We start from the raw sequence: 21,301 nt of genomic DNA on the forward strand, positions 1-21,301 counted from the left end.
CCTGTCTAACTGAATATGTCATCTTTTGATCAAGAGGTTGAAATCTTACGAATGAGCGAGTATATGAGAGAAAAACGTTGGCCCCAGAGGGAGTCTCTAGAAGCTGTTATTTGCCGAAAATATAGGCGATACAGGGGAATAGGAGTCTCCAAAGACTCTTATTTCCTAAGATAAAGGACCAAAACACAGCTCTGAGAGCAAATAAGAGTCTCTAAAAGCTTCTATTTACTGAGATACAGCACAAACACCACTTTTGGAGCAAATAACAGTCAATTACATTCATGTTATAAAAAGAACCTCTAAACCACGATTTAAGTGAGTTAGTGGTTCTTTCTTTCTTTCATCTGTACTGCCCTCAATTTGCTATTCGAAAAAAAAGCGGAGGAACCAAAGTTCCCCCGCTTTTTGTCAAACATCTATTATTTCCCGGACACACTGATACGATTTAATGCCCTTTGAAGAGAGGCTTCCGCACGTTTGAAATCAACGTTATCTTGCTTCGTTTCAGCAAGACGTTTCTCCGCACGTTCTTTCGCCGCTTTCGCACGATCGATATCAATTTGTTCTGGTAGCTCGGCGCTTTCCGCCAATATAACCACCTTATCCTTGCGCACTTCCATGAAACCGCCGTTTACCGCGATGATTTCGTCCTTAGAGCCCTGTTTCTTCACAGTAATAGACGCGATTTTCAATGGAGTGACCAACGGAATGTGATTCGGCAGAATTCCAAGCTCCCCTTCGACACCCTTCACGCTAACCATGTTCACTTGTTCAGCGTACACTTTGCGTTCTGGGGTAACAATTTCCAGTAGGAATGTACTCACTTGGATTCTCCTTCCTAAACTTACTTAGAGAGCATGCACCTTACAGCGTTTTAGCTTTCTCGATAGCATCCTCAATCGTACCCACGTTGTGGAATGCAACTTCAGGAAGATTGTCGTGCTTGCCTTCAAGAACTTCTTTGAAGCTGCGCACGGTATCCTTCATTGGTACATACAAGCCTGGGAATCCGTTGAACGGTTCAGCAACGTGAAGCGGCTGAGACAAGAACAGACGAAGACGACGCGCACGAGTAACGACCAATTTGTCCTCATCAGACAACTCATCCATACCCAAGATCGCGATGATATCCAGAAGCTCTTTGTAACGTTGAAGAATTTGTTTAACGCCTTGTGCTACTTTATAGTGCTCTTCACCAACGATTTCTGGTGTCAAAACACGGGAAGATGATGCAAGTGGATCTACCGCTGGGAAGATACCTGCAGCCGCGATACTACGCTCCAAGTTCGTTGTTGCGTCCAAGTGAGCGAAAGCCGTTGCTGGAGCCGGATCCGTATAGTCATCGGCAGGAACGTAAATCGCTTGAATGGAAGTAACGGAACCTTTTTTCGTTGACGTTATACGCTCTTGCAATTGACCCATTTCTGTAGCTAGGGTTGGTTGGTAACCTACCGCGGAAGGCATACGGCCTAGCAAAGCGGAAACCTCGGAACCTGCTTGTGTGAAACGGAAGATGTTATCGATGAAAAGAAGAACGTCTCTTCCTTCTTCGTCACGGAAATACTCAGCCATTGTCAAGCCAGACAAAGCTACGCGAAGACGCGCGCCTGGAGGCTCGTTCATTTGACCGAATACCATCGCTGTTTTTGCGATAACGCCGGAGTCTTTCATCTCATGGTAAAGGTCATTACCTTCACGAGTACGCTCACCAACGCCTGCAAATACGGAGATACCGCCGTGCTCTTGTGCAATGTTGTGAATTAGCTCTTGCATCGTTACCGTTTTACCTACGCCGGCACCACCGAAGAGACCAATTTTACCACCTTTTGCATAAGGAGCCATAAGGTCAATAACTTTAATACCTGTTTCAAGAATCTCTGATTTTGTCGACAAGTTGTCGAAAGCCGGAGCTTCTTTGTGGATCGGGCTAGTTAATGTACGGTCAACTGTTTCGTCACCATCGATCGGATCGCCCAATACGTTAAATACACGACCCAATGTTGCTGCACCAACGGGTACAGTAATCGCTGCGCCAGTATCTGTTGCTACGGCACCACGTACAAGTCCGTCTGTTGAGGACATTGCTACGCAACGTACGAGGTTGTCACCAAGGTGAACAGCCGCTTCTACCGTCATAGTGGAGGATTGTCCACCTTCGGTTCTTTCAATTTTGATAGCATTCAGAATTTCAGGGAGTTGTCCGCGTTCGAACTCAATGTCGACGACAGGCCCTGTAATATTCACAACGCGCCCTTTGCTCATGGTTTCCCTCCTAAGTAAAGCTTGTGTCTCCATCGAGACCGTTTATGAGATAAACCTCTATCGAGGTCTTTTCGAAGATGTCCGACCGCGTTAAGCGGATGGTTTATTCGCCAATAAGAATTTATTTTTTCCGACTCGTCGAAAACTTGTAAATTCTTATGTGGACATTATGCGTTCGCGTTAGCTCCAGCGACGATTTCCGAAATTTCTTGCGTAATCGAAGCTTGGCGTGCACGATTGTAAGCCAATGTGTAGCTGCTGATCATCTTCGTTGCATTCTTCGTTGCGGAGTTCATCGCTGTCATTCTCGCGCCAAACTCACTCGCTTTACCTTCCAGAACAGCACTGTAAATAAGCGTCTCAGCATATTTAGGGAGCAGTACTTCCAGAACGCCTTCCGGTGACGGCTCATACTCATAGCTAGCAGCAGCCACGCCGGATACATCTTCCATTGGAAGCAGACGAATCATGGTTGGAATTTGGGTAATCGCGTTTTGGAACTTGTTGTAAATCAGGAACAGTTGGTCATACGTACCGTTAACGAAATTAGCGACCGCTGCTGTTGCAACAGGCTTAATATCCGAGAATTTCGGCGTATCCGGAACACCGGTTACTTCTTCAACAATCGGAATATTTCGTTTCGAGAAGAAATTGCTTCCCTTACGTCCGATTACGAAGATAGAGTACTCAGCTGTTGATTTATGATTTTCACGAATTTCAGTCATTGCTTTACGCAACACGTTTGCGTTGTAACCACCAGCGAGACCACGGTCGGAAGTAATGACCAAATAGGCCGTTTTCTTCACTTCACGTGATTGCAGCATCGGGTGCTTCACGCCTTTGGTGCCAGCTGCAATGCTTGCAACCACTTCCTTCAACTTCTCGGAGTACGGACGTGCCGCTTCCGCTGATTGCTGCGCTCTACGTAAGTTCGCTGCTGCAACCATTTCCATTGCTCTTGTGATTTGCTTCGTGCTTTGTGTGGATTTGATTTGGCGCTTAATCTCGCGCATTCCTTTTGCCATACCTGCTCACCTCTCTTTTGAGGCTTAGAAAAGCCTTCATTCGAAGACCTGAATTCAGGCGTCCGCCTGCCCAGGATTCACATGGTAGCAAGAGCTTCACTTTGGGCATGAAGCTCTGCCATCATGAATTATTCTGAAACTGCAAAGCTCTTTTTAAATGTATTGATTGCATCAACCAATGCTTTATCGTTATCCGCAGTAATATCTTTCGTATCACGAATGCTATGCAGAACTTCAGGACGGTTGGACTCCAAGAAAGCCAAGAATTGTGCTTCGAAACGCGTTACATCTTGAACTGGAATATCATCCACATGACCTTTTACAACCGTGTAAAGAGAAGCAACTTGCTTTTCCAAAGACATAGGTTGGTGAACGCCTTGCTTCAAGATTTCAAGCGTACGAACCCCACGATCCAAACGAGCTTTAGTCGCTCTATCCAAATCGGATCCGAATGCGGCAAACGCTGCAAGCTCACGATATTGTGCCAAGTCAACACGAAGTGTACCCGCAACTTTTTTCATCGCTTTCGTTTGAGCGGAGCCCCCTACACGGGATACAGAGTTACCAACGTTAACCGCTGGACGCTGACCAGAGTAGAACAAATCGGATTCCAAGAAGATTTGACCATCCGTGATGGAAATTACGTTAGTTGGAATGTATGCGGAGATATCGCCTGCTTGTGTCTCGATGAATGGAAGTGCCGTAATGGAACCACCGCCAAGTTCATCGTTCAATTTCGCAGCACGCTCCAGCAAACGGGAATGCAAGTAGAATACGTCCCCTGGATAAGCTTCACGACCTGGTGGACGACGAAGCAAGAGGGACAACTCACGGTATGCGGCAGCTTGTTTGGACAAGTCATCGTATACGATAAGAACGTGCTCGCCTTTGTACATGAAGTACTCAGCCATAGCACAACCGGAGTATGGAGCTAACCATAGCATCGGTGACGGCTCGGAAGCGGAAGCTGTTACAACGATTGTATAGTCAAGCGCACCAGCAGCACGAAGAGTTTCAACAACGCCTACAACTGTGGATTGTTTTTGACCGATAGCAACGTAGATACATTTCACGCCATTGCCTTTTTGGTTGATGATTGAATCGATCGCAATCGCCGTTTTACCTGTTTGACGGTCACCAATGATCAACTCACGTTGGCCACGGCCAACGGGTACCATCGCGTCAATCGCTTTAATACCTGTTTGCATTGGTTCATGTACGGATTTACGAGCCATTACGCCTGGAGCCATGTTCTCTACAGGGCGGAACGCTGTTGTGTTAATTGGACCTCTGCCATCGACAGGTTGACCCAAGGAGTTAACTACACGACCTAGAAGCTCTTCACCAACTGGAACTTCCATGATACGTCCCGTACGTTTAACTTGATCACCTTCACGAATATCTTTGTAAGGTCCAAGAATAACGATACCTACGTTGCTTTCCTCAAGGTTAAAAGCATAGCCTAGTACGCCGCTTGGGAACTCAAGCAGCTCGCCTGCCATAACGTTTTCCAAGCCGTGAGCACGAGCAATACCGTCACCTACTTGAATGACTGTACCTACATCAACTACTTGGATATCGGATTTATAGTTTTCAATCTGTTGTTTAATCAATGAGCTGATTTCTTCAGGTTTGATACTCAACGAACTTCACCCCTATTCTTACAGTGCTTAAATTAAACTAACGCTTTGGCCAAACGATCAAGTTTGCCTGCCAAGCTTCCATCATATAAACGATCACCGATACGCACTTGAATGCCGCCGAGCAGCTTAGGCTCAACCACAGACGAAACACGGATCGTTTTACCTGTTACTTTACTGAAATGTGAAGCAATCTCAGCTTGCTGTGCATCCGAAAGCACGAATGCCGAGTATACCGTCGCACTCGCTTGACCGAGCGCTTCATTCGCAACCTTAGCATAGTCACTCGCCAAAGCGGAAAGAATCGACTGTCTACCTTTATCAATCAAGACAAGCAGCGTGTTCCACACCGGTTCGGAAACTTTGCCTTCGAAAATCTGCTTCAGCAGGTCCGTTTTAGCGGAATTCCCGATGTTCGGATGGTTCAGGAACTTCTGCAAGTCTGCATTGTCCCTAATCGCACTAGCTACAGATTTAAGCTCATCTTCAACTTGGGAAATGATATTCTTTTCCTTCGCTACTTCGAACAGAGCTTTGGCATAACGCTTCGCTACGACGATGTCACTCATACGTTGCCTCCTACCTCTTTGAGGTAATGCTCAACAAGTTCTTCTTGTGACTTTTCGTCGATTTGTTTCTCAATAATTTTGGATGCGATCAGAACGGACATCGCGCCTACTTGGCTGCGAAGAGCGGCAACCGCTTTGTTCTTCTCATTTTCGATATCTTTCAGCGCTTCGTCTTTCAGACGAGTTGCTTCTGCACTAGCAGCATGAATAATATCATCAGCTTGCTTGGAACCTGTGTGCTTGGCTTGCTCAATAATGTCGTAAGCTTCCTTACGAGTTTGTTGCAGCGCTTGCTTTTGTTCCTCTAACAATGCATCAGCTTGCTTGCGGCTCGCTTCAGCTGTTTGAATTTGATCTTTCACCAATTGTCTGCGTTTCTCCATCATGCCAAACAGAGGACCGAACGCAAATTTAGAAAGAAGTACATAAAGAATCAAAAACGCGATAATTTGTATAAAAAATGTGGACCATTCAATATGCAAGTAACGTCACTCCCTTCTGATAACGTGGGCAAAACGAAGGCGTGGTGGCGACTATGGCCATCAACGCCAAACGGTTTCTTAAGCTTTTGCCATGAACAAGAATGCAAGAACTAATGCAACGACCGGCATTGCCTCTACTAGACCTACCCCGATAAACATTGTTGTTTGAAGCGTACCACGAAGTTCTGGTTGACGAGAAATACCTTCTAATGCGCGACCTACGATCAAACCATTACCAATACCTGCACCTAGTGCTCCTAAACCGAATACGATACCTGCTGCTACTAATGCTATTGCTCCCATTGATAAAATCCTCCCTTAAACTCATAAGTTTGTTTTGTATAAGTGACTCGAGACTTCCCGAGGTAAGTCTAATACTTAATGTTCTTCTTCGTGAATCAACGTTTGCGAGATATAAACCATGGTTAACATCGTGAATACGAAGGCTTGAATTGCACCAACGAACACACTAAAGCCCTGCCATGCAACGAGAGGCACAATACCCACCGCGCCTAAACCCATGATGACAGATATCATAATTTCACCCGCATAAATGTTACCGTAAAGACGGAAAGCAAGCGTAAGCGGCTTTGATACAACTTCAATTAAATGAAGGATCAACATTGCCCCTTTGAACTCAAAATAATGCGCGAAGTAATGCTTCGTATTACGCGTGATCCCTAAGAAGTGACTTAGTACGATTACGATGACCGTTAACGCTCCTGTTACAGCGATATCAGCTGTCGGTGACTTCCACCAGGACACATGATCTTCTGTCACGATCGAGAAAGGGAGACCAAGCATGTTGCCGATAAAGATATACATAATGAGCGTAAGACCTAGTGCGATAAATCCTTTACCGTGCTTGGATCCAATCGTGCTTCCGATAATGCCTTCTACAAACTCAATCGCCCATTCCATGAAATTTTGCATTTTCGAAGGATTCGTTACAGATGCTCGGCTAGCTCCTGCAATCGCAAGGATAAGCACGATAAGTGTAGTAATTCCGATCATCATGAGTGCTGATGCATCGAAAGTAATACCTAACCACTCAAATTCTGGTACCTTATGTTCCATATTTTCCATTTTCACCCCTTTCATCGAATGGAATTACTTCTTTGACTTCCGAATAGAAAGAATACCCAGTACGAGTGTTGCCAATTGAGCAAAAAAGTATCCAACGATTGTCGTCGTTAATGCAACTTGCTCGGGATACCGAACGGCAACCAGTCCTACGAAGCCAGCGATTGCTGCTCTTGTCAGAAAACCAAGGGTCACCTTGCGCCCTTTCTGCTCTATCGCAGCTGCTGCCAACTTGTTGATTTTCCAGGCTAGGAACCTTGCACTGATCATGCTCGCAACAGATCCAAGCATAAGTCCGGCAATGTAAACCCGGTAATCGACAAAAAGCGCCCATGCAGCCAAACAAAAGGATAAGAAGAAAAGAAACACATTTTGAACCGTTTTCAGAGTGGCTGAAAAGTCATCCATCATAGCCCTCCGTAATGCTTTATCATGAAGTAAATGCTAATGATTCCGGTTACAAGCCCAAGCAAGAACCCGCCTAACAACCAGAACTGTCCACCTAGCGTCTGGCTTAACCACTCGCCGAAGAAGTATCCGGCTCCTAAACAAACAACAAGGTCAATGCCGATTGCACTAGTTAACGCTACTGCCCGCCACGGATTATCATTGGGATTTGGCCGTTTCATCGCATCCTCCTGAGAGTTTTCCACATGGGAAAACCCGTCTCGTAGACATAGTGCTACGAATCCTCATTCATTGTATCGAAGCCATGCAAGGTTTGTCAATTGACGGAACTTCATTTGTGACTTCCTACAAAACCTCTCAGAGCCTTGCGGCTCTAGGGTTTGCGAGTTTCCAAACCAAACAGTCGAACTGTACGCTGTAGCGTTTGTCATGATTTTGTCACGGTTAGAATGCTTCCGGACGCTCAGAGATCTTGCCGAAGTGATAAAGTATCGCTTGCACGATACGTTCGGAAGCTTTTCCATCCCCATAAGGGTTGGCGGCTTGGCTCATTTTGTTGTATAAATCTGGGTCTGTCAGAAGTGCGCGAGCGCGCTCGTAGACCAATTCCTCATCCGTTCCAACGAGTTCAAGCGTACCTGCCTGGATACCCTCAGGACGTTCTGTTGTATCGCGTAGAACTAGGACCGGCACACCAAAAGAAGGCGCTTCTTCTTGAAGACCACCAGAGTCTGTAAGAATCATATGGGCGTGCGGATAGAAGTTGTGGAACTCGAATACGTCGAATGGGTCAACCAGCTTGATGCGTGGGTGATTGCCCAGGATCTCATGGGCAGGTTCCTTGACCGCAGGACTTGGATGAACGGGATAAACGATCGCAATATCTTCGAACTCATCGGCAATACGTTTCACAGCACGGAAGATTTGACGGTGAGGCTCACCTTGCGCTTCACGGCGATGCGCCGTCATCAAAATCAGCTTGCGGCCCGCTGCCCATTCCAGAACAGGGTGATCAAATTTCTCTTGTACCGTGTATTTAAACACATCCGTAACCGTATTTCCCGTCACATAAATCTGCGATTCAGATTTATTTTCTTTGCGCAGATTATCAGCAGATTGCTGTGTTGGCGCAAAGTGCAGATCCGCAAGCACACCTGTTAATTGACGGTTCATTTCCTCTGGGTAAGGGGATATTTTGTTCCACGTACGCAGACCTGCCTCGACATGTCCCACTTGAATTTGCTGCATGAATGCCGCATAGCTTGCAAGGAATGTTGTCAACGTATCGCCGTGCACGAGAATCAGGTCAGGCTTCGCTTCTTGGAAGACAGGCTCCAAACCTTGCAGCACACGCATTGTAATCTCATTCAGCGTTTGACGGTCTTTCATGACGTTCAAGTCGAAATCCGGTTTGATTTTGAAAATATCGAGCACCTGGTCCAGCATTTGTCGATGCTGAGCTGTCACACAGACGAGGGACTCAATATGCTCAGGATGCTTTTCCAGCTCCAAAATAAGCGGAGCCATCTTAATCGCTTCGGGTCTTGTTCCGAAGATTGTAATGACTTTTAAACGTTTCATCGGTTTCTTCTCCCTTTAGAGCCAATTATTTAGTGCCGAACAGACGATCTCCCGCGTCGCCAAGTCCCGGTACGATATAGCCATGATCGTTCAGGTGGTCGTCAACGGCAGCTACGTAAATATCAACATCAGGATGCTCTTGTTGAACTGCCTTGATCCCTTCTGGTGCTGCAATTAAGCACATCAGCTTCATTTGCGTACAGCCTCTGCGTTTCAGTACTTCAATCGCCATATTCGCGGATCCGCCTGTGGCGAGCATCGGGTCAATAACAATTAACTCCCGCTCCAGGACATCTGTCGGCAGCTTCACATAATACTCGACAGGCTGAAGCGTGTCAGGATCACGGTAAAGTCCAACATGTCCAACTTTTGCAGCCGGAATCAGCTTAAGTATCCCATCTACCATACCCAAACCTGCACGCAGGATCGGAATAAGTCCCAGCATTCTGCCAGAAATAATACGGCAATCTGCTGTAGTCACCGGCGTTTTCACCTGAATATGCTCAAGCGGAATATCTCTCGTAATCTCATAGGCCATTAAAGTTGCAACTTCGTCTACGAGATCTCGAAAATCCTTCGTTTTCGTATTCTCATCCCGAATATAAGTGAGCTTATGTTGAATTAACGGATGATCACAAACAAATAACTTCCCCATAATTTCCTCCTAAAAAGCTGCGTATTATATGTATTTCACAAAAAAATATCGTCATGGTACGACAAACCTCGTCCATTATATCATATGTTATCCAACTTATCCTCTGTAAAACCAAAGCTTCCGTGAATATCCATTTTTCAAGAAAAAAACCACTAGGATTATTCACCCGAGCGGCTTTGATATAACATGAGATCAGATCAATCTATGATTTCGGGGCAGAACCAAATGCTCTTGAAATCGAACCAACCGAGCGTATTGAAAGAAATGCCTTGAAGATGTGGGCTATAAACTAATTGTTGAGTCGTATGAACAAGAAATAAGACCGATTGGTTTTGCGATAATAATCCTTGCATGGAGCGGATTCGTTGCAAACGCACCTGGCTGTCAGGCTCAGCTTCGATTGAGGCAATGGTTTCATCGAACGTTCTGCGCTGCTCGTCGGTCGCGTACACGCGCAGCGCCAAGTTGCCTATCTTATACATCTCAATCAGACAACGGGCCTCATCGTCATCTGCGACAACCCCGCCGACAATAATATCTGCACATTGCATCCTATCCACCTTGGACATTCCCTCAAAAGAATATTCCTGTAGAGCTACCTGAATTCCGATGTCGAGGCATCGAGCATGAACCCATTCAGCTAGGGCACGGTTTTTTGGAGTGAAAATCATCGTTATCGGCTGGCCTTCATATCCGCATTGACTCAGTAATTCTCTAGCTCGTTCAGGCTGGTTATCTTCCGGCAGTTCGATTGGTGAATCGGTCGGCAAGAAATCGACCGCAGGTATCGCATTATATAGCCCCAGTTCTTTAATCATGCCGCTGCGATTAAGAACTAGCTGCAGCGCTTGACGAAAATGGATATCCTGCTGAGGCCCCTCCTTTCGTAAATTAAAGACCAGCATGCTGGAACCCAGCATCATGATTTCTTTTTTGCACCAATGCGCGGGTGCCGGTTGTTTAGAATGGCTGAGCTTGCCCATTTGGAAGTTCAGCTGCTGCCACCTTCGCTCACTCACCATTTCCGGAACGCAAAGCAGCTCAATTCGATCCAGGTGGGCGGACTCCCGGTAATAATCCTCGAACGCTTCGAATGTGACGCCCCCCTCATCATACCTCGTAATCCGGAACGGACCCGTCCCGACGGGCAGCATGCCTGGATCGCTCACTTTCTGAGCGCTGTACACGTCAGCCGGTACGATCGCGGCCTGATAGGAACTTACGTAATGAGGAAACATATAATTCGACGCTTTCAACTCGACTCTAACGGTCAGCCGATCCACTGCGCGGATATCTCTGACGGATTCCAGCAGCCATCGGTTTGGAGAGTCTTCTGTGCCGAGCGTACGCACCCGATTAAGCGAAAAGACCGCATCTGCCGAGGTCATCTCTCGGCCATGATGGAATCGTACTCGCTTACGCAAATAAAAAGTCCAGATCGTTGCATCTTCATTGCATTCCCAATCATGGGCTAAACCTGGCTCTAAGCTGCCGCAAGCAGGATCAAAATAGATCAGCGTATCGAAAGATTGCTTTACTAAATGGAGATCGCCAGAGAAGAGCACATCCACAGGGTCTAGGGTCAGAACTCTCATCTGCATCGGCAATCGAAGGGTTTCAATATCGCCAGACTCAAGAGTCCCTCTATATCCAAAGTAACTTCCTAACCAAGCTAAGAATCGATCTATGACTCCTGTATCCAATCCTTCTATTTGAAACAAACTCATCGCGCTGTTCAAATTCCCCTGTTCAACATGCAATTTCGCTTCAGTGAACAAAAGATCCTCGACGGAAGCCAGAAACCGGATCGTAGAACGATTGCCGCGCCCGCGACCCGGTGTCCAGGAAATCCATGCCATCTCAACCATCTTGCGAATCAATATCTTCACATTGCGTTCCGTACAATACAGATAGCCGGCTATTTCTTCAACGGACACGGGCACATCCATATCGGTTTGTTGATAATTGTGAACCCGCATCATTGTTGTTTTCAACTGCACGTACTGTAAAACAAGCTGCATCGAGGCAACCTCCTTTTACATGAATTACCAAGTAGTATATGTCTGCCCCATCCTTTCGTCAACAGCCTCTGGACGGATAAATGGGTATAAAAAAAACCGACTCCAGAGAGCCGGCCTAAACCTATTTTTAAATTAGAATTAATAAGTTAAACCTGGGTAAAGAGGGTACTGCGCTGTCAGGTCCTTCACTAAACCGCGTGCTTTCTCAAGAACAGCTTCGTCTTTCGGGTTTTTCAAGGTAAGTCCAATCACTTTCGCGATTGTTTTCATCGCTTCTTCATTCATGCCGCGGGATGTTACTGCCGGTGTACCTAGACGGATACCGCTGGTAATGAACGGACTTGTTGGGTCAAAAGGAATTGCGTTTTTGTTTGCTGTAATACCGATTTCGTCTAGAACGTGTTCAGCGTCTTTACCCGAAATGTTCAAGTTGCGCAAATCTATCAGCATCAAGTGGTTATCCGTACCGCCGGAAACAAGATTAATACCTTCAGCTGTTAAAGCAGTCGCCAATGCTTGCGCATTGTTGATCACGTTTTGTCCGTATGTTTTGAATTCTGGTTGCAGAGCTTCACCGAAGGAAACTGCTTTTGCTGCAATAGTGTGCATCAAAGGACCGCCTTGAGTACCAGGGAAAACCGCTTTATCAATCGCTGCTGCCCAAGCTTTGCGCGTAAGAATCATACCGCCGCGAGGACCGCGAAGCGTTTTGTGAGTTGTTGTCGTTACGAAATGTGCATGCGGCACTGGGTTCGGGTGCAAGCCAGCAGCAACAAGACCCGCGATATGAGCCATATCGACGAAGAATAGTGCGCCTACATCATTAGCAATGGAAGCCAATGCTTCGAAATCAATCGTGCGCGGGTAAGCACTTGCGCCAGCTACGAGCATGCGAGGCTTGTGTTTGAATGCAGCTTTACGAACATCGTCGTAATCAATGCGGAAATCTTTCTCGCTTACGCCGTAAGCTACGAAGTTATAGAGAATACCGGATGCGTTCACAGGGCTGCCGTGCGTTAAGTGACCACCATGTGCCAGGTTCATACCCAGAACAGTATCACCAGGGTTTAGAGCTGCCAAGTAAACAGCCATGTTGGCTTGTGCGCCGGAATGCGGTTGAACGTTCGCGTGCTCAGCACCGAAAAGCTCTTTTGCACGGTCGCGAGCGATATCTTCTACGATGTCTACGTGCTCGCAGCCGCCATAATATCTTTTGCCTGGGTAGCCTTCTGCATATTTGTTCGTAAGCACCGTACCCATAGCTTCAAGAACAGCTTGGCTAACGATGTTTTCGGATGCAATAAGCTCGATTTTGTCACGTTGACGGGCAAGCTCAAGGTTCATTGCTTCTACAATTTTAGGATCTTGTTTGCTCAAAAAGTTTGTCATATTAAATTCCTCCTACAGGGTAGTCTTATTTGTTAAGTCTTTATTCATAGAGGTAATGGCTAACAATCCGCATCGGGTGCGGCTGTTTGATAGAGTTGTTCCGCTTCATCAGGCAGGTATACAGCTCTTGTACCGCCAATCAGCTTAGGCCGGGTGAAAGCCATCGTGACATAGGCATGGCCAATGTTACGAACTGGCGGCCTTGCTGGCACAGCAACTCGGCGCAGATGCATCCCGATGAGCGTGCTGCCAATATCGATTCCGGCATGTGCCTGAATCGTCTCGACAACGACCGGCTTCGTGAATTGGCGATACGCATAGGAAGCCATCGAGCCCCCGGCCCTTGGCACCGGAATGACAGAGACAGGTTCAAGCTGAGGCGCATGCAATAGCAGCTCTTCCTCAATAACGATTGCACGGTTCAAATGCTCGCAGCATTGAAAAGCTAAATGCAGCCCGAACTCTCGGCTTATTTGCTGCGCCGTTTCAAAAATCGGCTTGGCCGCATCCAGCGTACCCGATGTACCGATTCTATGCCCGAGGATTTCACTCGTGCTCGTTCCGATAATCAGAATTTGACCTGATCTGAGATTGCCGACTTTGACCAATTCCCGAAGATTCGTTTCCAAAGCCTCGGCAATATTAGCAAGAATGGAATCTGTCATCATGATCCCTCGTTTCTTGAATTTTCCGTTAGGAAATATTCTATGGGTGCAGTGTGAAACGGTCTTCGATACTTTGCACTTTGTTAATGCGATTCTGGTGGCGAACACCTTGGGAAAACTCGGTTTCGAGCCAGATTTTCACGATTTCCTCAGCTACACCTGGTCCAATAACACGTTCCCCTAAGGCTAGTACGTTCGTATCATTGTGCTCACGTGTTGCTTTCGCTGAAAATAGATCATGTACGAGTGCACAGCGGATGCCTGGAACCTTATTCGCGGCAATTGACATCCCGATACCCGTTCCGCAAATCAGAATACCTTTGTCAGCTTCACCTGAAACTACTTGCTCGCAAACTTGAAGCGCATAGTCCGGATAATCGACCGAATCTGCACAGCTGCAGCCATAATCGACGATTTGGTGACCTAATGACTCAATAAAAGGAATGATAACATCTTTCAAACGATAGCCTGCATGATCCGCACCTAAAGCAATTTTCATGAATAGAACGCTCCTTTGCTTGTTCGAATTCGACCATCCTATTATATCCCAAAGCTCACCAGAAAACGAAAAAAAGAGCGGACACGCTAGAAAACGCGCGTTGCTCTTTTGCCCAGGCGACCGGCCGTATAGCTCAATGCTCCATTGTGGTTACTCCCACTCGTCGCCAGTTACATTGAGTCTTGATTGGTACCTCTATTTTATCGCATTCTACCCCATGTGTAAAGATATATCCGCAATTCTTATAACTCGAACCTGAGTTAGTTGGAGCCTTCGTTTCGTGTACGTATTTTCAGAATCAATTTATCTAAACTCCCGTTGATCTCCTCAGCCGTTTGTCGATAAGTCTCTAATGAGCCTCCAAACGGGTCTGAAATGTCAAAGTCAGGAATCGCATGTTCAAGTTTATAAATGCGGCTTCTTTCTTCTACAGACACTGCTTGCGAAAGAGCCTGCTTAAGCTGAAGCTCCGTAACGAGCTGCTCCCTCTCCTCAATCGCCTGTAAAATATGAGCATCATCCTCTACGTACTCTTTAAGCGTAAAAGTTTTCTCAATCGCACCCGGAAACCGCTGGATGACCGTACGCTTATGACCCATCGTCATGGTCAAAATGAGATCAGCCCAATTCACTTCAGACTCTTGGATCGCCAAAGAACTAATGGGCTCCTTGAAGCCCGCTTCCTGTAAAAGCGATGCACTATTTCGGGAGATTGGACCGCCCGTCACCGCGGATACCCCTGCTGAACGAACCTCCGCCGCAAGCCCTTCTTGGTGCACCCTGATACGCAGCAAACCTTCTGCCAATGGACTGCGGCACGTATTTCCTGTACAAACAAATAGAATTCGCAACATGATTCCCTCCTCCTAAACGTAAGCATAAGCTAAGGCGAAAACTTACAATACCCCTATTGTATCATAGTAAAAACTTGATCCCAAACGTGAGCAAAATTAACCCGCCAAACGCCTCGCCATACTCGCCTACCCAGCCGCTTACCCGCCTGCCAACCAACAAACCAGCAATGGATAGCAACCCCCCAAACAGACCAAATATCAGCACCGTCAATACAATATCCGTAGCAAACATACCCAGGGATACACCCACAGAGAATGAATCAATACTGACACTAAGAGAGAAGATCGTCAGGCCCCAAGCTGACCGATGATCAAAAGAAGTCGCTTCTTCTCCACGAATCGAACTATATACCATATGCGAACCCAGCAGAATGAGCAAACATCCCCCAGCCGCTGTAGCGACATTCCCGAGCAGCAATGAAACATATTGCCCCATAAACATACCCATCAACGGCATGAGAACGTGAAATATGCCAATCACGAAGCTAATTTTCATAATATCAATCAAACGAATGCCCTTCATCCCAATGCCAATCCCTAAGGAAAAAGCATCTAGGCCCAAAGCAATCGCCATAATAATAATTGTTACCAGCTGCCCAAATTCCACCCCAGATGCGAGCATAGCACTATCCCCCTTGTCCACGTTTCTCTCTCAAGATATGCGGACAAACAGGGAATCATGCTAGCTAAACACGCACAAGCCGGTGACCGGCTGCTTTACGAAGTCGATTCATAATCGCAAGGCCAATCCCCGTTTCTGGACAACCCTCTGCAGCTATATATTGAATGCCTCTTTGATCAAATTGCCTTAACGCAGCATAAAGATCCTGAGCAATTGTTTCCGGTTGCGATAACGAACCGCAGACAATAACCAAGTCAGCATGGTAACGAGAAGCTCTCTCCTCAAAAGTAAGAATACCCGTTGACTCGCCTCGTATTTTGGCTGCATTAATATCGTTTTGAATCCATTCAGCAACAGCTTTTGTATTTTCACCTTGAACGATATGCATAAATCCTTTTGGTGCGTAATGTGTATACTTCATCCCTGGAGCACGCGGTGTATCGGAATCCTGTACCTCTTCCCGCTCGGGCTCATGAATTCGAACAGCAGGCAGCGCCGATTGCAGCTGCTCCGACGTAATACCGCCAGGACGCAAAATGTATAACTCACCAGCTGCAATCTCGATTACCGTTGACTCGACACCAACCCCAGTTGCGCCACCATCCACAATCCCGCCAATCCGACCATTTAAATCATCTTTGACATGAGAGGCGAGTGTTGGACTAGGTCTGCCTGAACTATTGGCACTCGGTGCGGCAATGGGAAGTCCCGCTTCTCGAAGAAGCTGCAAAGCCACGGGATGATCAGGTATCCGCACACCCACAGTCTTAAGACCAGCCGTTACTAACGACGAAATGCCACCTGTTTTCACAGGTAGCACAATCGTAAGAGGACCCGGCCAGAAAACCTCCATAAGCCGGCGATGATCCGCCGTAACACAATCCGAAAGAATTAAACTTGAGAGTTGTTCGACATCCGCAATGTGGACAATGAGCGGGTTATCCGAAGGCCGACCCTTCGCTGTGAAAATCCCTTCAACCGCTGCCGTATTCGTAGCATCTGCCCCAAGACCATATACCGTCTCTGTTGGGAAGGCGACTGTTTCTCCAATTTGGAGAAGCCGGGCAGCTTCAGCTAATTCCATACCTATCTCGGTCCCAATTCCCTGATCCACTTTCCAGTATCTTGTCACGATCATCTATCATCCTAACTTCACATAAAATTCTAATCCTAAATGGTATTGGGTGACTTTTCTTAGCTGAACCACGATACGATCTTCTTCACCATTTCCCAGATAAAAAACTTAACTTGTGGCTGCTTAGCATCATTGTCTTTAACGACAGGTTTAGACTTATCGGATTTTACTGTTGAAGCAGCTTTACTGTCTTTCGTTGTAGGTGTAGAAGCGACTTGAACCTTCCCATCACCCTCTGTTTTCGCTACAACAGCAGCCGCTGTTACCGCTTCTCCGGACAAGGAATCCACGAAGCATAATGGCGGAAACAACACACACCACCAATTCTGACCTTCCCCCGTTCCAATCGTCACGCGCAGCGCTTCATATTCTCCCGCTGGGTACACTTCATTACCGTACATTTTCGTCGGAAAAGGGACTTTACCGAGCTCAACTGTATGTGAATAGCTATAGCCACGTGCTTCAATCATTTGTCCAACAAGAATATCAAACTCCGACAAATGTGCTTTTACCACGGCTCTTGCTTCATCGAGCGTTTGCGGTCCAACGACCCACTCCTGCATACGAGCAATAATAGCATCACGAATCTCGCGTTTCAACGCTTGATCCTGCGCCGAATCGGAGTTTGCTAGAATACGTAAGCGAATAGATTCTTCCGGTATCGTAGGCGAAATGACCGCCGCATTCGTACGATTCGATTCCCAACAAGTTATCATAACAATAAGTGCAAAAGCTACTAATAATAAAGATTTATAAGAATGACGATTATATCTCTTAACCATGAGGAAAAGCCCCTTTCCCTACGCTTCTACTAGCCAGTATGGGCAATAAGAGGGGGAACTAAACCTAGTAATCTATTTAAATTTGTGAAAAATGATAGAGTTGGGTGGGTTGGGATCGTTGGGTGACGGAAGTGGTGGCGTTCAGGCTGAAGAGGAGGGTTTAGCAGTGAAAAATACTATTGTTAGACCCGAATGCCTCTGAAATAGTCTGGTCTGGTGACTTAGCAGACACAAATACCTCCGAAACAACATGGTAGCTCGTCTGAAAGAGTGAAAAACATCGTTAAAGTGACTCTTGCGTTCATATGAGCAGCTTTAGCGATGAAAAACATCCTTATCAGACCCGATTACCTCCAAAACAACCTGGCAGCTCGTCTGTAAGAGTGAAAGACATTGTTAAAGTGACTCTTCTGTTCATATGAGCAACTTTAGCGATGAAAAACATTCTTAGCTGATTCCAATACCTACCTAAGTACCACCCAAAAATATCGTGTACTTTTCCCAACGTACGCATGAACTACCTCTAGTCTCGTGAGCGGATCGCGATCACATGGCGATCAATGCCCTGGAGATCCGGCACGAATCGGATCTCGTCCCAGTCCGCGGCAGCGCGCAGCATCGCCGCCACAGCCTCCGCCTGCCGGATGCCCACCTCGAACCCGACCACGGTCGGGATTCGCGGCAGCTGCGGCAGCTGCGAGATCATCCGGCGGTATAGGTCGAGTCCAAGGGCGCCGCCGAACAAAGCTGTGTGCGGCTCAAACAGCCGCACCTCCGGCTGAAGCGCCGGCAGGTCGCCATCAGGGATATACGGTGGGTTAGACACCAGTATATCCGGCGCGATCCGGCGCGCAATAAAGGGCTCGAGAAGGTCCCCCTCGAGCCACTCCACCCGCGCAGCCACGCCGTGGCGCTGCGCATTCACGCGAGCCATCTCCAGCGCTGCCGCGGAGATGTCGCTGGCCGCCACGCGCCACGCAGGGCGCGCGTGTGCCACCGTCACCGGGATCGCTCCGCTCCCGGTGCCCACATCCGCAAGCAGCGGAGCGCCTTGCGGGAACAGACGCGAGCCCTCGTGGAGCAAAGCTTCCACGAGCAGCTCCGTCTCCGGCCGCGGGATCAGCACGGCCGGGCTAACCGTAAAAGGAAGGCCGAAGAAATCCTGCTCGCCGGTAATATACTGCACCGGCTCACCCGCGGCCTTCCGCTCCACGAACTGGCGCCACGTCTCCGCCAGCTCCATAGGAAACTGTTCCGGAAATCGGAACAGCAATTCCGTCCGACTGCAGCTGAGCAAGTGCTGCAGCAGCAATTCCACACAGGAAGCAGCCTCGGACACACCGAGCTTCCCTAAAAAAGAAGAAGCCTCAACAAAGGCTTCTCTTATACTCTTAGCAGCAGTCGACATCACATTGCCTGCTCCCCGTTATCTAACGCATCGGACTGCGCTGCAATCGTGAGCGCCGAAACGATCTCTGCCATGTCACCATTCAGCACAGTTTCCAAGCGATGCAAAGTCAAACCAATACGGTGATCGGTAATGCGGCTTTGCGGGAAGTTATACGTACGGATCCGTTCTGAACGGTCACCCGTACCCACCTTGCTTTTACGCTCGCCCGCATACTTCGCTTCCTCTTCCTCACGCATTTTATCAGAAATACGTGTACGAAGAACGCGCAGCGCTGACTCTTTATTCGAGTTCTGCGATTTCCCATCCTGACAAGTCGCTACGATACCCGTAGGTACGTGCGTCACACGCACAGCAGATTTCGTCGTATTAACCGACTGACCGCCAGCTCCACTTGAACAGAACGTATCCACGCGAATATCCGCATCATGGATGACAATCTCAACATCTTCCGCTTCCGGCATAACCACTACCGTCGACGTTGAGGTATGGATACGTCCACCTGATTCCGTTACAGGAATTCGTTGTACACGGTGCGCCCCACTCTCATACTTCAACTTACTATAAGCGCCTTTACCGGTGATCATGAAAATAATCTCTTTAAACCCGCCCAAATCATTTACAGAAGCATCGAGAATCTCCGTTCTCCATCCTTGCGCGTCCGCATAGCGCGTATACATCCGATACAAATCGCCCGCAAACAGAGCAGCTTCGTCGCCGCCTGCAGCACCGCGAATTTCGACGATTACGTTCTTATCATCATTAGGGTCTTTAGGCATCATGAGCATTCTAAGTTGTTCTTCCAACTTGGCAGATTGCTCGCTAAGCTCATCGATCTCCATTTTGACCATTTCGCGCATTTCATCGTCCAGCTTTTCGTTCTGCATTACTTTGGCATCGGCCAGCTGTTCGCTCACACTCTTATATTCGTTATAAGCATCATAAGCTTCTTGAAGATCAGATTGCTCTTTTGAGTATTCTCTAAGTTTCTTCGTATCACTCGTTACATCCGGGTCACACAGCAGTTCACTTAATTTATCATAACGGTCCACAATGGACTGAAGTCGATCCAACATATAGGATCACTCCTTTCTTTACTTTTTTTATTAATTACACATTAAATCTGAAATGCATGACGTCCCCGTCATTCACCACATACTCTTTACCTTCAAGACGTACTTGGCCTTTTTCTTTGGCACCATTCATCGACCCTGCAGCTGTCAAATCATTATAAGAGACGACTTCAGCACGAATAAAACCACGTTCGAAATCGGTATGAATAACGCCAGCCGCCTGAGGAGCTTTCGTTCCCTTGCGGATTGTCCATGCTCTTACTTCCTGCACCCCAGCTGTGAAATACGTGTACAAGCCAAGTTTTCTATAAGCTGCTTTAATCAATCTATTCAAGCCGGACTCTTGAAGTCCCAACTCTTCGAGGAACATTGCTTTTTCTTCGTCTTCCAGCTCGGCGATTTCAGATTCAACCTTCGCACTGATCGATACCACTTCGTTATTTTCGCTCTCAGCAAACTCTTTCACAATTTTCACAAAAGGATTTTCATCTGCTGTTGCTACTTCATCTTCACTCACGTTTGCCGCATAAAGCACGGGTTTCATCGTCAATAAATGAAGGTCGCGCACGAGAAGCTTCTCATCTTCGCTGAGATCCAGACTGCGTGCCGGTTTATCTTCATAAAGCGCTTCTTTAATACGCTCTAAACACTCCACTTCAGCAACAACCTTCTTGTCGCCGCCCTTGAGGTTTTTGCGTGAACGCTCGATCTTCTTCTCTACCGACTCAATATCTGCCAAAATTAATTCAAGATTAATCGTTTCGATATCGCCGATCGGATCCACTTTACCGGAAACGTGGGTAATATTATCATCCTCAAAACAACGGACAACATGCACAATGGCATCCACTTCACGAATGTGTGCCAGAAATTTATTTCCAAGCCCTTCGCCTTTGCTCGCGCCTTTTACCAAACCTGCAATATCAACGAATTCAAAGGCTGTCGGGACAATGCTCTTAGGAACAACGATCTCTACCAGCTTCTGCAATCTCTCGTCTGGCACTTCAACTACCCCAACATTCGGATCGATCGTACAAAACGGATAATTCGCAGATTCTGCTCCCGCCTGTGTAATTGCATTAAACAATGTCGATTTTCCTACGTTCGGTAGACCGACGATACCTGCTTTCAAAGCCATTGTAGTTACA

23 protein-coding genes and 1 riboswitch are annotated in these 21,301 nt (G+C 47.2%); all 23 genes read right to left on the reverse strand.

What is annotated here, in order from left to right; genetic code table 11:
• Positions 1 to 419 precede the first annotated feature (419 nt).
• Positions 420 to 824: a F0F1 ATP synthase subunit epsilon gene (locus ASG93_RS23190; RefSeq protein WP_056835746.1), complete on the reverse strand. Its 405-nt coding sequence runs from the start codon at positions 822 to 824 to the stop codon at positions 420 to 422.
• 40 nt (positions 825 to 864) lie between these two features.
• Positions 865 to 2,262 (reverse strand): F0F1 ATP synthase subunit beta, encoded by a 1,398-nt coding sequence (gene atpD / locus ASG93_RS23195; protein ID WP_056835748.1) that lies wholly within the window; start codon positions 2,260 to 2,262, stop codon positions 865 to 867.
• Between the two features lie 167 nt (positions 2,263 to 2,429).
• Entirely contained in the window at positions 2,430 to 3,287 is an 858-nt protein-coding gene (atpG, locus tag ASG93_RS23200; RefSeq protein ID WP_056835750.1) for an ATP synthase F1 subunit gamma, read from the reverse strand.
• A gap of 128 nt (positions 3,288 to 3,415) precedes the next feature.
• A complete protein-coding gene (gene atpA, locus ASG93_RS23205) occupies positions 3,416 to 4,930 on the reverse strand; it encodes a F0F1 ATP synthase subunit alpha (protein ID WP_056835752.1) in 1,515 nt (504 codons plus the stop codon).
• 32 nt (positions 4,931 to 4,962) lie between these two features.
• Entirely contained in the window at positions 4,963 to 5,496 is a 534-nt protein-coding gene (locus ASG93_RS23210) for a F0F1 ATP synthase subunit delta (protein WP_056835754.1), read from the reverse strand.
• A complete protein-coding gene (gene atpF / locus ASG93_RS23215) occupies positions 5,493 to 5,978 on the reverse strand; it encodes a F0F1 ATP synthase subunit B (protein WP_056835755.1) in 486 nt (161 codons plus the stop codon). The genes ASG93_RS23210 and atpF overlap by 4 nt, the downstream gene beginning before the upstream one ends.
• 78 nt (positions 5,979 to 6,056) lie before the next feature.
• Positions 6,057 to 6,281: a F0F1 ATP synthase subunit C gene (gene atpE, locus ASG93_RS23220; RefSeq protein WP_056835757.1), complete on the reverse strand. Its 225-nt coding sequence runs from the start codon at positions 6,279 to 6,281 to the stop codon at positions 6,057 to 6,059.
• A gap of 75 nt (positions 6,282 to 6,356) precedes the next feature.
• The gene (atpB, locus tag ASG93_RS23225) at positions 6,357 to 7,055 is read right to left on the reverse strand and encodes a F0F1 ATP synthase subunit A (RefSeq protein WP_056835807.1); all 699 of its coding nucleotides are present in this window, start codon (positions 7,053 to 7,055) and stop codon (positions 6,357 to 6,359) included.
• Positions 7,056 to 7,088: 33 nt separating this feature from the next.
• Positions 7,089 to 7,472 (reverse strand): ATP synthase subunit I, encoded by a 384-nt coding sequence (locus tag ASG93_RS23230; RefSeq protein ID WP_235550952.1) that lies wholly within the window; start codon positions 7,470 to 7,472, stop codon positions 7,089 to 7,091.
• Positions 7,469 to 7,690: an AtpZ/AtpI family protein gene (locus ASG93_RS23235; protein WP_056835761.1), complete on the reverse strand. Its 222-nt coding sequence runs from the start codon at positions 7,688 to 7,690 to the stop codon at positions 7,469 to 7,471. The genes ASG93_RS23230 and ASG93_RS23235 overlap by 4 nt, the downstream gene beginning before the upstream one ends.
• 223 nt (positions 7,691 to 7,913) lie before the next feature.
• Positions 7,914 to 9,050, reverse strand: coding sequence for a non-hydrolyzing UDP-N-acetylglucosamine 2-epimerase (wecB, locus tag ASG93_RS23240; RefSeq protein WP_056835764.1), 1,137 nt, complete (start codon positions 9,048 to 9,050; stop codon positions 7,914 to 7,916).
• Between the two features lie 25 nt (positions 9,051 to 9,075).
• Positions 9,076 to 9,705, reverse strand: a complete 630-nt coding sequence (upp, locus tag ASG93_RS23245) for a uracil phosphoribosyltransferase (protein WP_056835766.1) — start codon at positions 9,703 to 9,705, stop codon at positions 9,076 to 9,078.
• Between the two features lie 197 nt (positions 9,706 to 9,902).
• Positions 9,903 to 11,726, reverse strand: a complete 1,824-nt coding sequence (locus ASG93_RS23250) for an ABC transporter substrate-binding protein (RefSeq protein ID WP_056835768.1) — start codon at positions 11,724 to 11,726, stop codon at positions 9,903 to 9,905.
• A gap of 138 nt (positions 11,727 to 11,864) precedes the next feature.
• Positions 11,865 to 13,115 (reverse strand): serine hydroxymethyltransferase, encoded by a 1,251-nt coding sequence (gene glyA, locus ASG93_RS23255; protein ID WP_056835769.1) that lies wholly within the window; start codon positions 13,113 to 13,115, stop codon positions 11,865 to 11,867.
• A gap of 59 nt (positions 13,116 to 13,174) precedes the next feature.
• Positions 13,175 to 13,780, reverse strand: coding sequence for a TIGR01440 family protein (locus ASG93_RS23260; protein WP_056835772.1), 606 nt, complete (start codon positions 13,778 to 13,780; stop codon positions 13,175 to 13,177).
• A 40-nt stretch (positions 13,781 to 13,820) separates the two neighbouring features.
• Positions 13,821 to 14,279, reverse strand: a complete 459-nt coding sequence (gene rpiB / locus ASG93_RS23265) for a ribose 5-phosphate isomerase B (RefSeq protein ID WP_056835774.1) — start codon at positions 14,277 to 14,279, stop codon at positions 13,821 to 13,823.
• Positions 14,280 to 14,382: 103 nt separating this feature from the next.
• Positions 14,383 to 14,463: riboswitch (ZMP/ZTP riboswitch) on the reverse strand.
• Positions 14,464 to 14,539: 76 nt separating this feature from the next.
• The gene (locus ASG93_RS23270) at positions 14,540 to 15,133 is read right to left on the reverse strand and encodes a low molecular weight protein arginine phosphatase (protein WP_056835777.1); all 594 of its coding nucleotides are present in this window, start codon (positions 15,131 to 15,133) and stop codon (positions 14,540 to 14,542) included.
• 61 nt (positions 15,134 to 15,194) lie between these two features.
• Positions 15,195 to 15,755, reverse strand: a complete 561-nt coding sequence (locus ASG93_RS23275) for a manganese efflux pump MntP family protein (RefSeq protein WP_029195673.1) — start codon at positions 15,753 to 15,755, stop codon at positions 15,195 to 15,197.
• Between the two features lie 64 nt (positions 15,756 to 15,819).
• Positions 15,820 to 16,893, reverse strand: a complete 1,074-nt coding sequence (locus ASG93_RS23280) for an L-threonylcarbamoyladenylate synthase (RefSeq protein WP_056835779.1) — start codon at positions 16,891 to 16,893, stop codon at positions 15,820 to 15,822.
• Between the two features lie 56 nt (positions 16,894 to 16,949).
• A complete protein-coding gene (gene spoIIR, locus ASG93_RS23285) occupies positions 16,950 to 17,672 on the reverse strand; it encodes a stage II sporulation protein R (RefSeq protein WP_056835781.1) in 723 nt (240 codons plus the stop codon).
• A 523-nt stretch (positions 17,673 to 18,195) separates the two neighbouring features.
• Entirely contained in the window at positions 18,196 to 19,080 is an 885-nt protein-coding gene (gene prmC / locus ASG93_RS23290; protein ID WP_056835782.1) for a peptide chain release factor N(5)-glutamine methyltransferase, read from the reverse strand.
• Positions 19,080 to 20,156 carry a peptide chain release factor 1 gene (prfA, locus tag ASG93_RS23295; RefSeq protein ID WP_047682215.1) on the reverse strand — a complete coding sequence of 359 codons (1,077 nt, stop codon included), beginning with the start codon at positions 20,154 to 20,156 and terminating at the stop codon, positions 19,080 to 19,082. Before prfA ends, prmC begins: the two co-directional genes overlap by 1 nt.
• A 34-nt stretch (positions 20,157 to 20,190) precedes the next feature.
• On the reverse strand, positions 20,191 to 21,291 hold the full coding sequence (gene ychF, locus ASG93_RS23300; protein ID WP_056835783.1) for a redox-regulated ATPase YchF: 1,101 nt from the start codon (positions 21,289 to 21,291) through the stop codon (positions 20,191 to 20,193).
• Between the last annotated feature and the right edge of the window lie 10 nt (positions 21,292 to 21,301).

Origin of the sequence: Paenibacillus sp. Soil787 (genome assembly GCF_001429545.1) — a bacterium.
Lineage (GTDB): Bacteria > Bacillota > Bacilli > Paenibacillales > NBRC-103111 > Paenibacillus_E.

Excerpts from the sequence above, each read along its gene's own strand:
- ASG93_RS23275 (WP_029195673.1), bottom strand. The coding sequence starts at position 15,755 with ATGCTCGCATCTGGGGTGGAATTTGGGCAGCTGGTAACAATTATTATT.
- rpiB (WP_056835774.1), bottom strand. The coding sequence starts at position 14,279 with ATGAAAATTGCTTTAGGTGCGGATCATGCAGGCTATCGTTTGAAAGAT.
- ASG93_RS23270 (WP_056835777.1), bottom strand. The coding sequence starts at position 15,133 with ATGTTGCGAATTCTATTTGTTTGTACAGGAAATACGTGCCGCAGTCCA.
- atpG (WP_056835750.1), bottom strand. The coding sequence starts at position 3,287 with ATGGCAAAAGGAATGCGCGAGATTAAGCGCCAAATCAAATCCACACAA.
- ASG93_RS23230 (WP_235550952.1), bottom strand. The coding sequence starts at position 7,472 with ATGATGGATGACTTTTCAGCCACTCTGAAAACGGTTCAAAATGTGTTT.
- wecB (WP_056835764.1), bottom strand. The coding sequence starts at position 9,050 with ATGAAACGTTTAAAAGTCATTACAATCTTCGGAACAAGACCCGAAGCG.
- glyA (WP_056835769.1), bottom strand. The coding sequence starts at position 13,115 with ATGACAAACTTTTTGAGCAAACAAGATCCTAAAATTGTAGAAGCAATG.
- prmC (WP_056835782.1), bottom strand. The coding sequence starts at position 19,080 with ATGTCGACTGCTGCTAAGAGTATAAGAGAAGCCTTTGTTGAGGCTTCT.
- ASG93_RS23260 (WP_056835772.1), bottom strand. The coding sequence starts at position 13,780 with ATGACAGATTCCATTCTTGCTAATATTGCCGAGGCTTTGGAAACGAAT.
- atpE (WP_056835757.1), bottom strand. The coding sequence starts at position 6,281 with ATGGGAGCAATAGCATTAGTAGCAGCAGGTATCGTATTCGGTTTAGGA.
- prfA (WP_047682215.1), bottom strand. The coding sequence starts at position 20,156 with ATGTTGGATCGACTTCAGTCCATTGTGGACCGTTATGATAAATTAAGT.
- ASG93_RS23235 (WP_056835761.1), bottom strand. The coding sequence starts at position 7,690 with ATGAAACGGCCAAATCCCAATGATAATCCGTGGCGGGCAGTAGCGTTA.
- atpD (WP_056835748.1), bottom strand. The coding sequence starts at position 2,262 with ATGAGCAAAGGGCGCGTTGTGAATATTACAGGGCCTGTCGTCGACATT.
- ASG93_RS23250 (WP_056835768.1), bottom strand. The coding sequence starts at position 11,726 with ATGCAGCTTGTTTTACAGTACGTGCAGTTGAAAACAACAATGATGCGG.
- ASG93_RS23280 (WP_056835779.1), bottom strand. The coding sequence starts at position 16,893 with ATGATCGTGACAAGATACTGGAAAGTGGATCAGGGAATTGGGACCGAG.
- upp (WP_056835766.1), bottom strand. The coding sequence starts at position 9,705 with ATGGGGAAGTTATTTGTTTGTGATCATCCGTTAATTCAACATAAGCTC.
- ychF (WP_056835783.1), bottom strand. The coding sequence starts at position 21,291 with ATGGCTTTGAAAGCAGGTATCGTCGGTCTACCGAACGTAGGAAAATCG.
- ASG93_RS23210 (WP_056835754.1), bottom strand. The coding sequence starts at position 5,496 with ATGAGTGACATCGTCGTAGCGAAGCGTTATGCCAAAGCTCTGTTCGAA.
- atpB (WP_056835807.1), bottom strand. The coding sequence starts at position 7,055 with ATGGAACATAAGGTACCAGAATTTGAGTGGTTAGGTATTACTTTCGAT.
- spoIIR (WP_056835781.1), bottom strand. The coding sequence starts at position 17,672 with ATGGTTAAGAGATATAATCGTCATTCTTATAAATCTTTATTATTAGTA.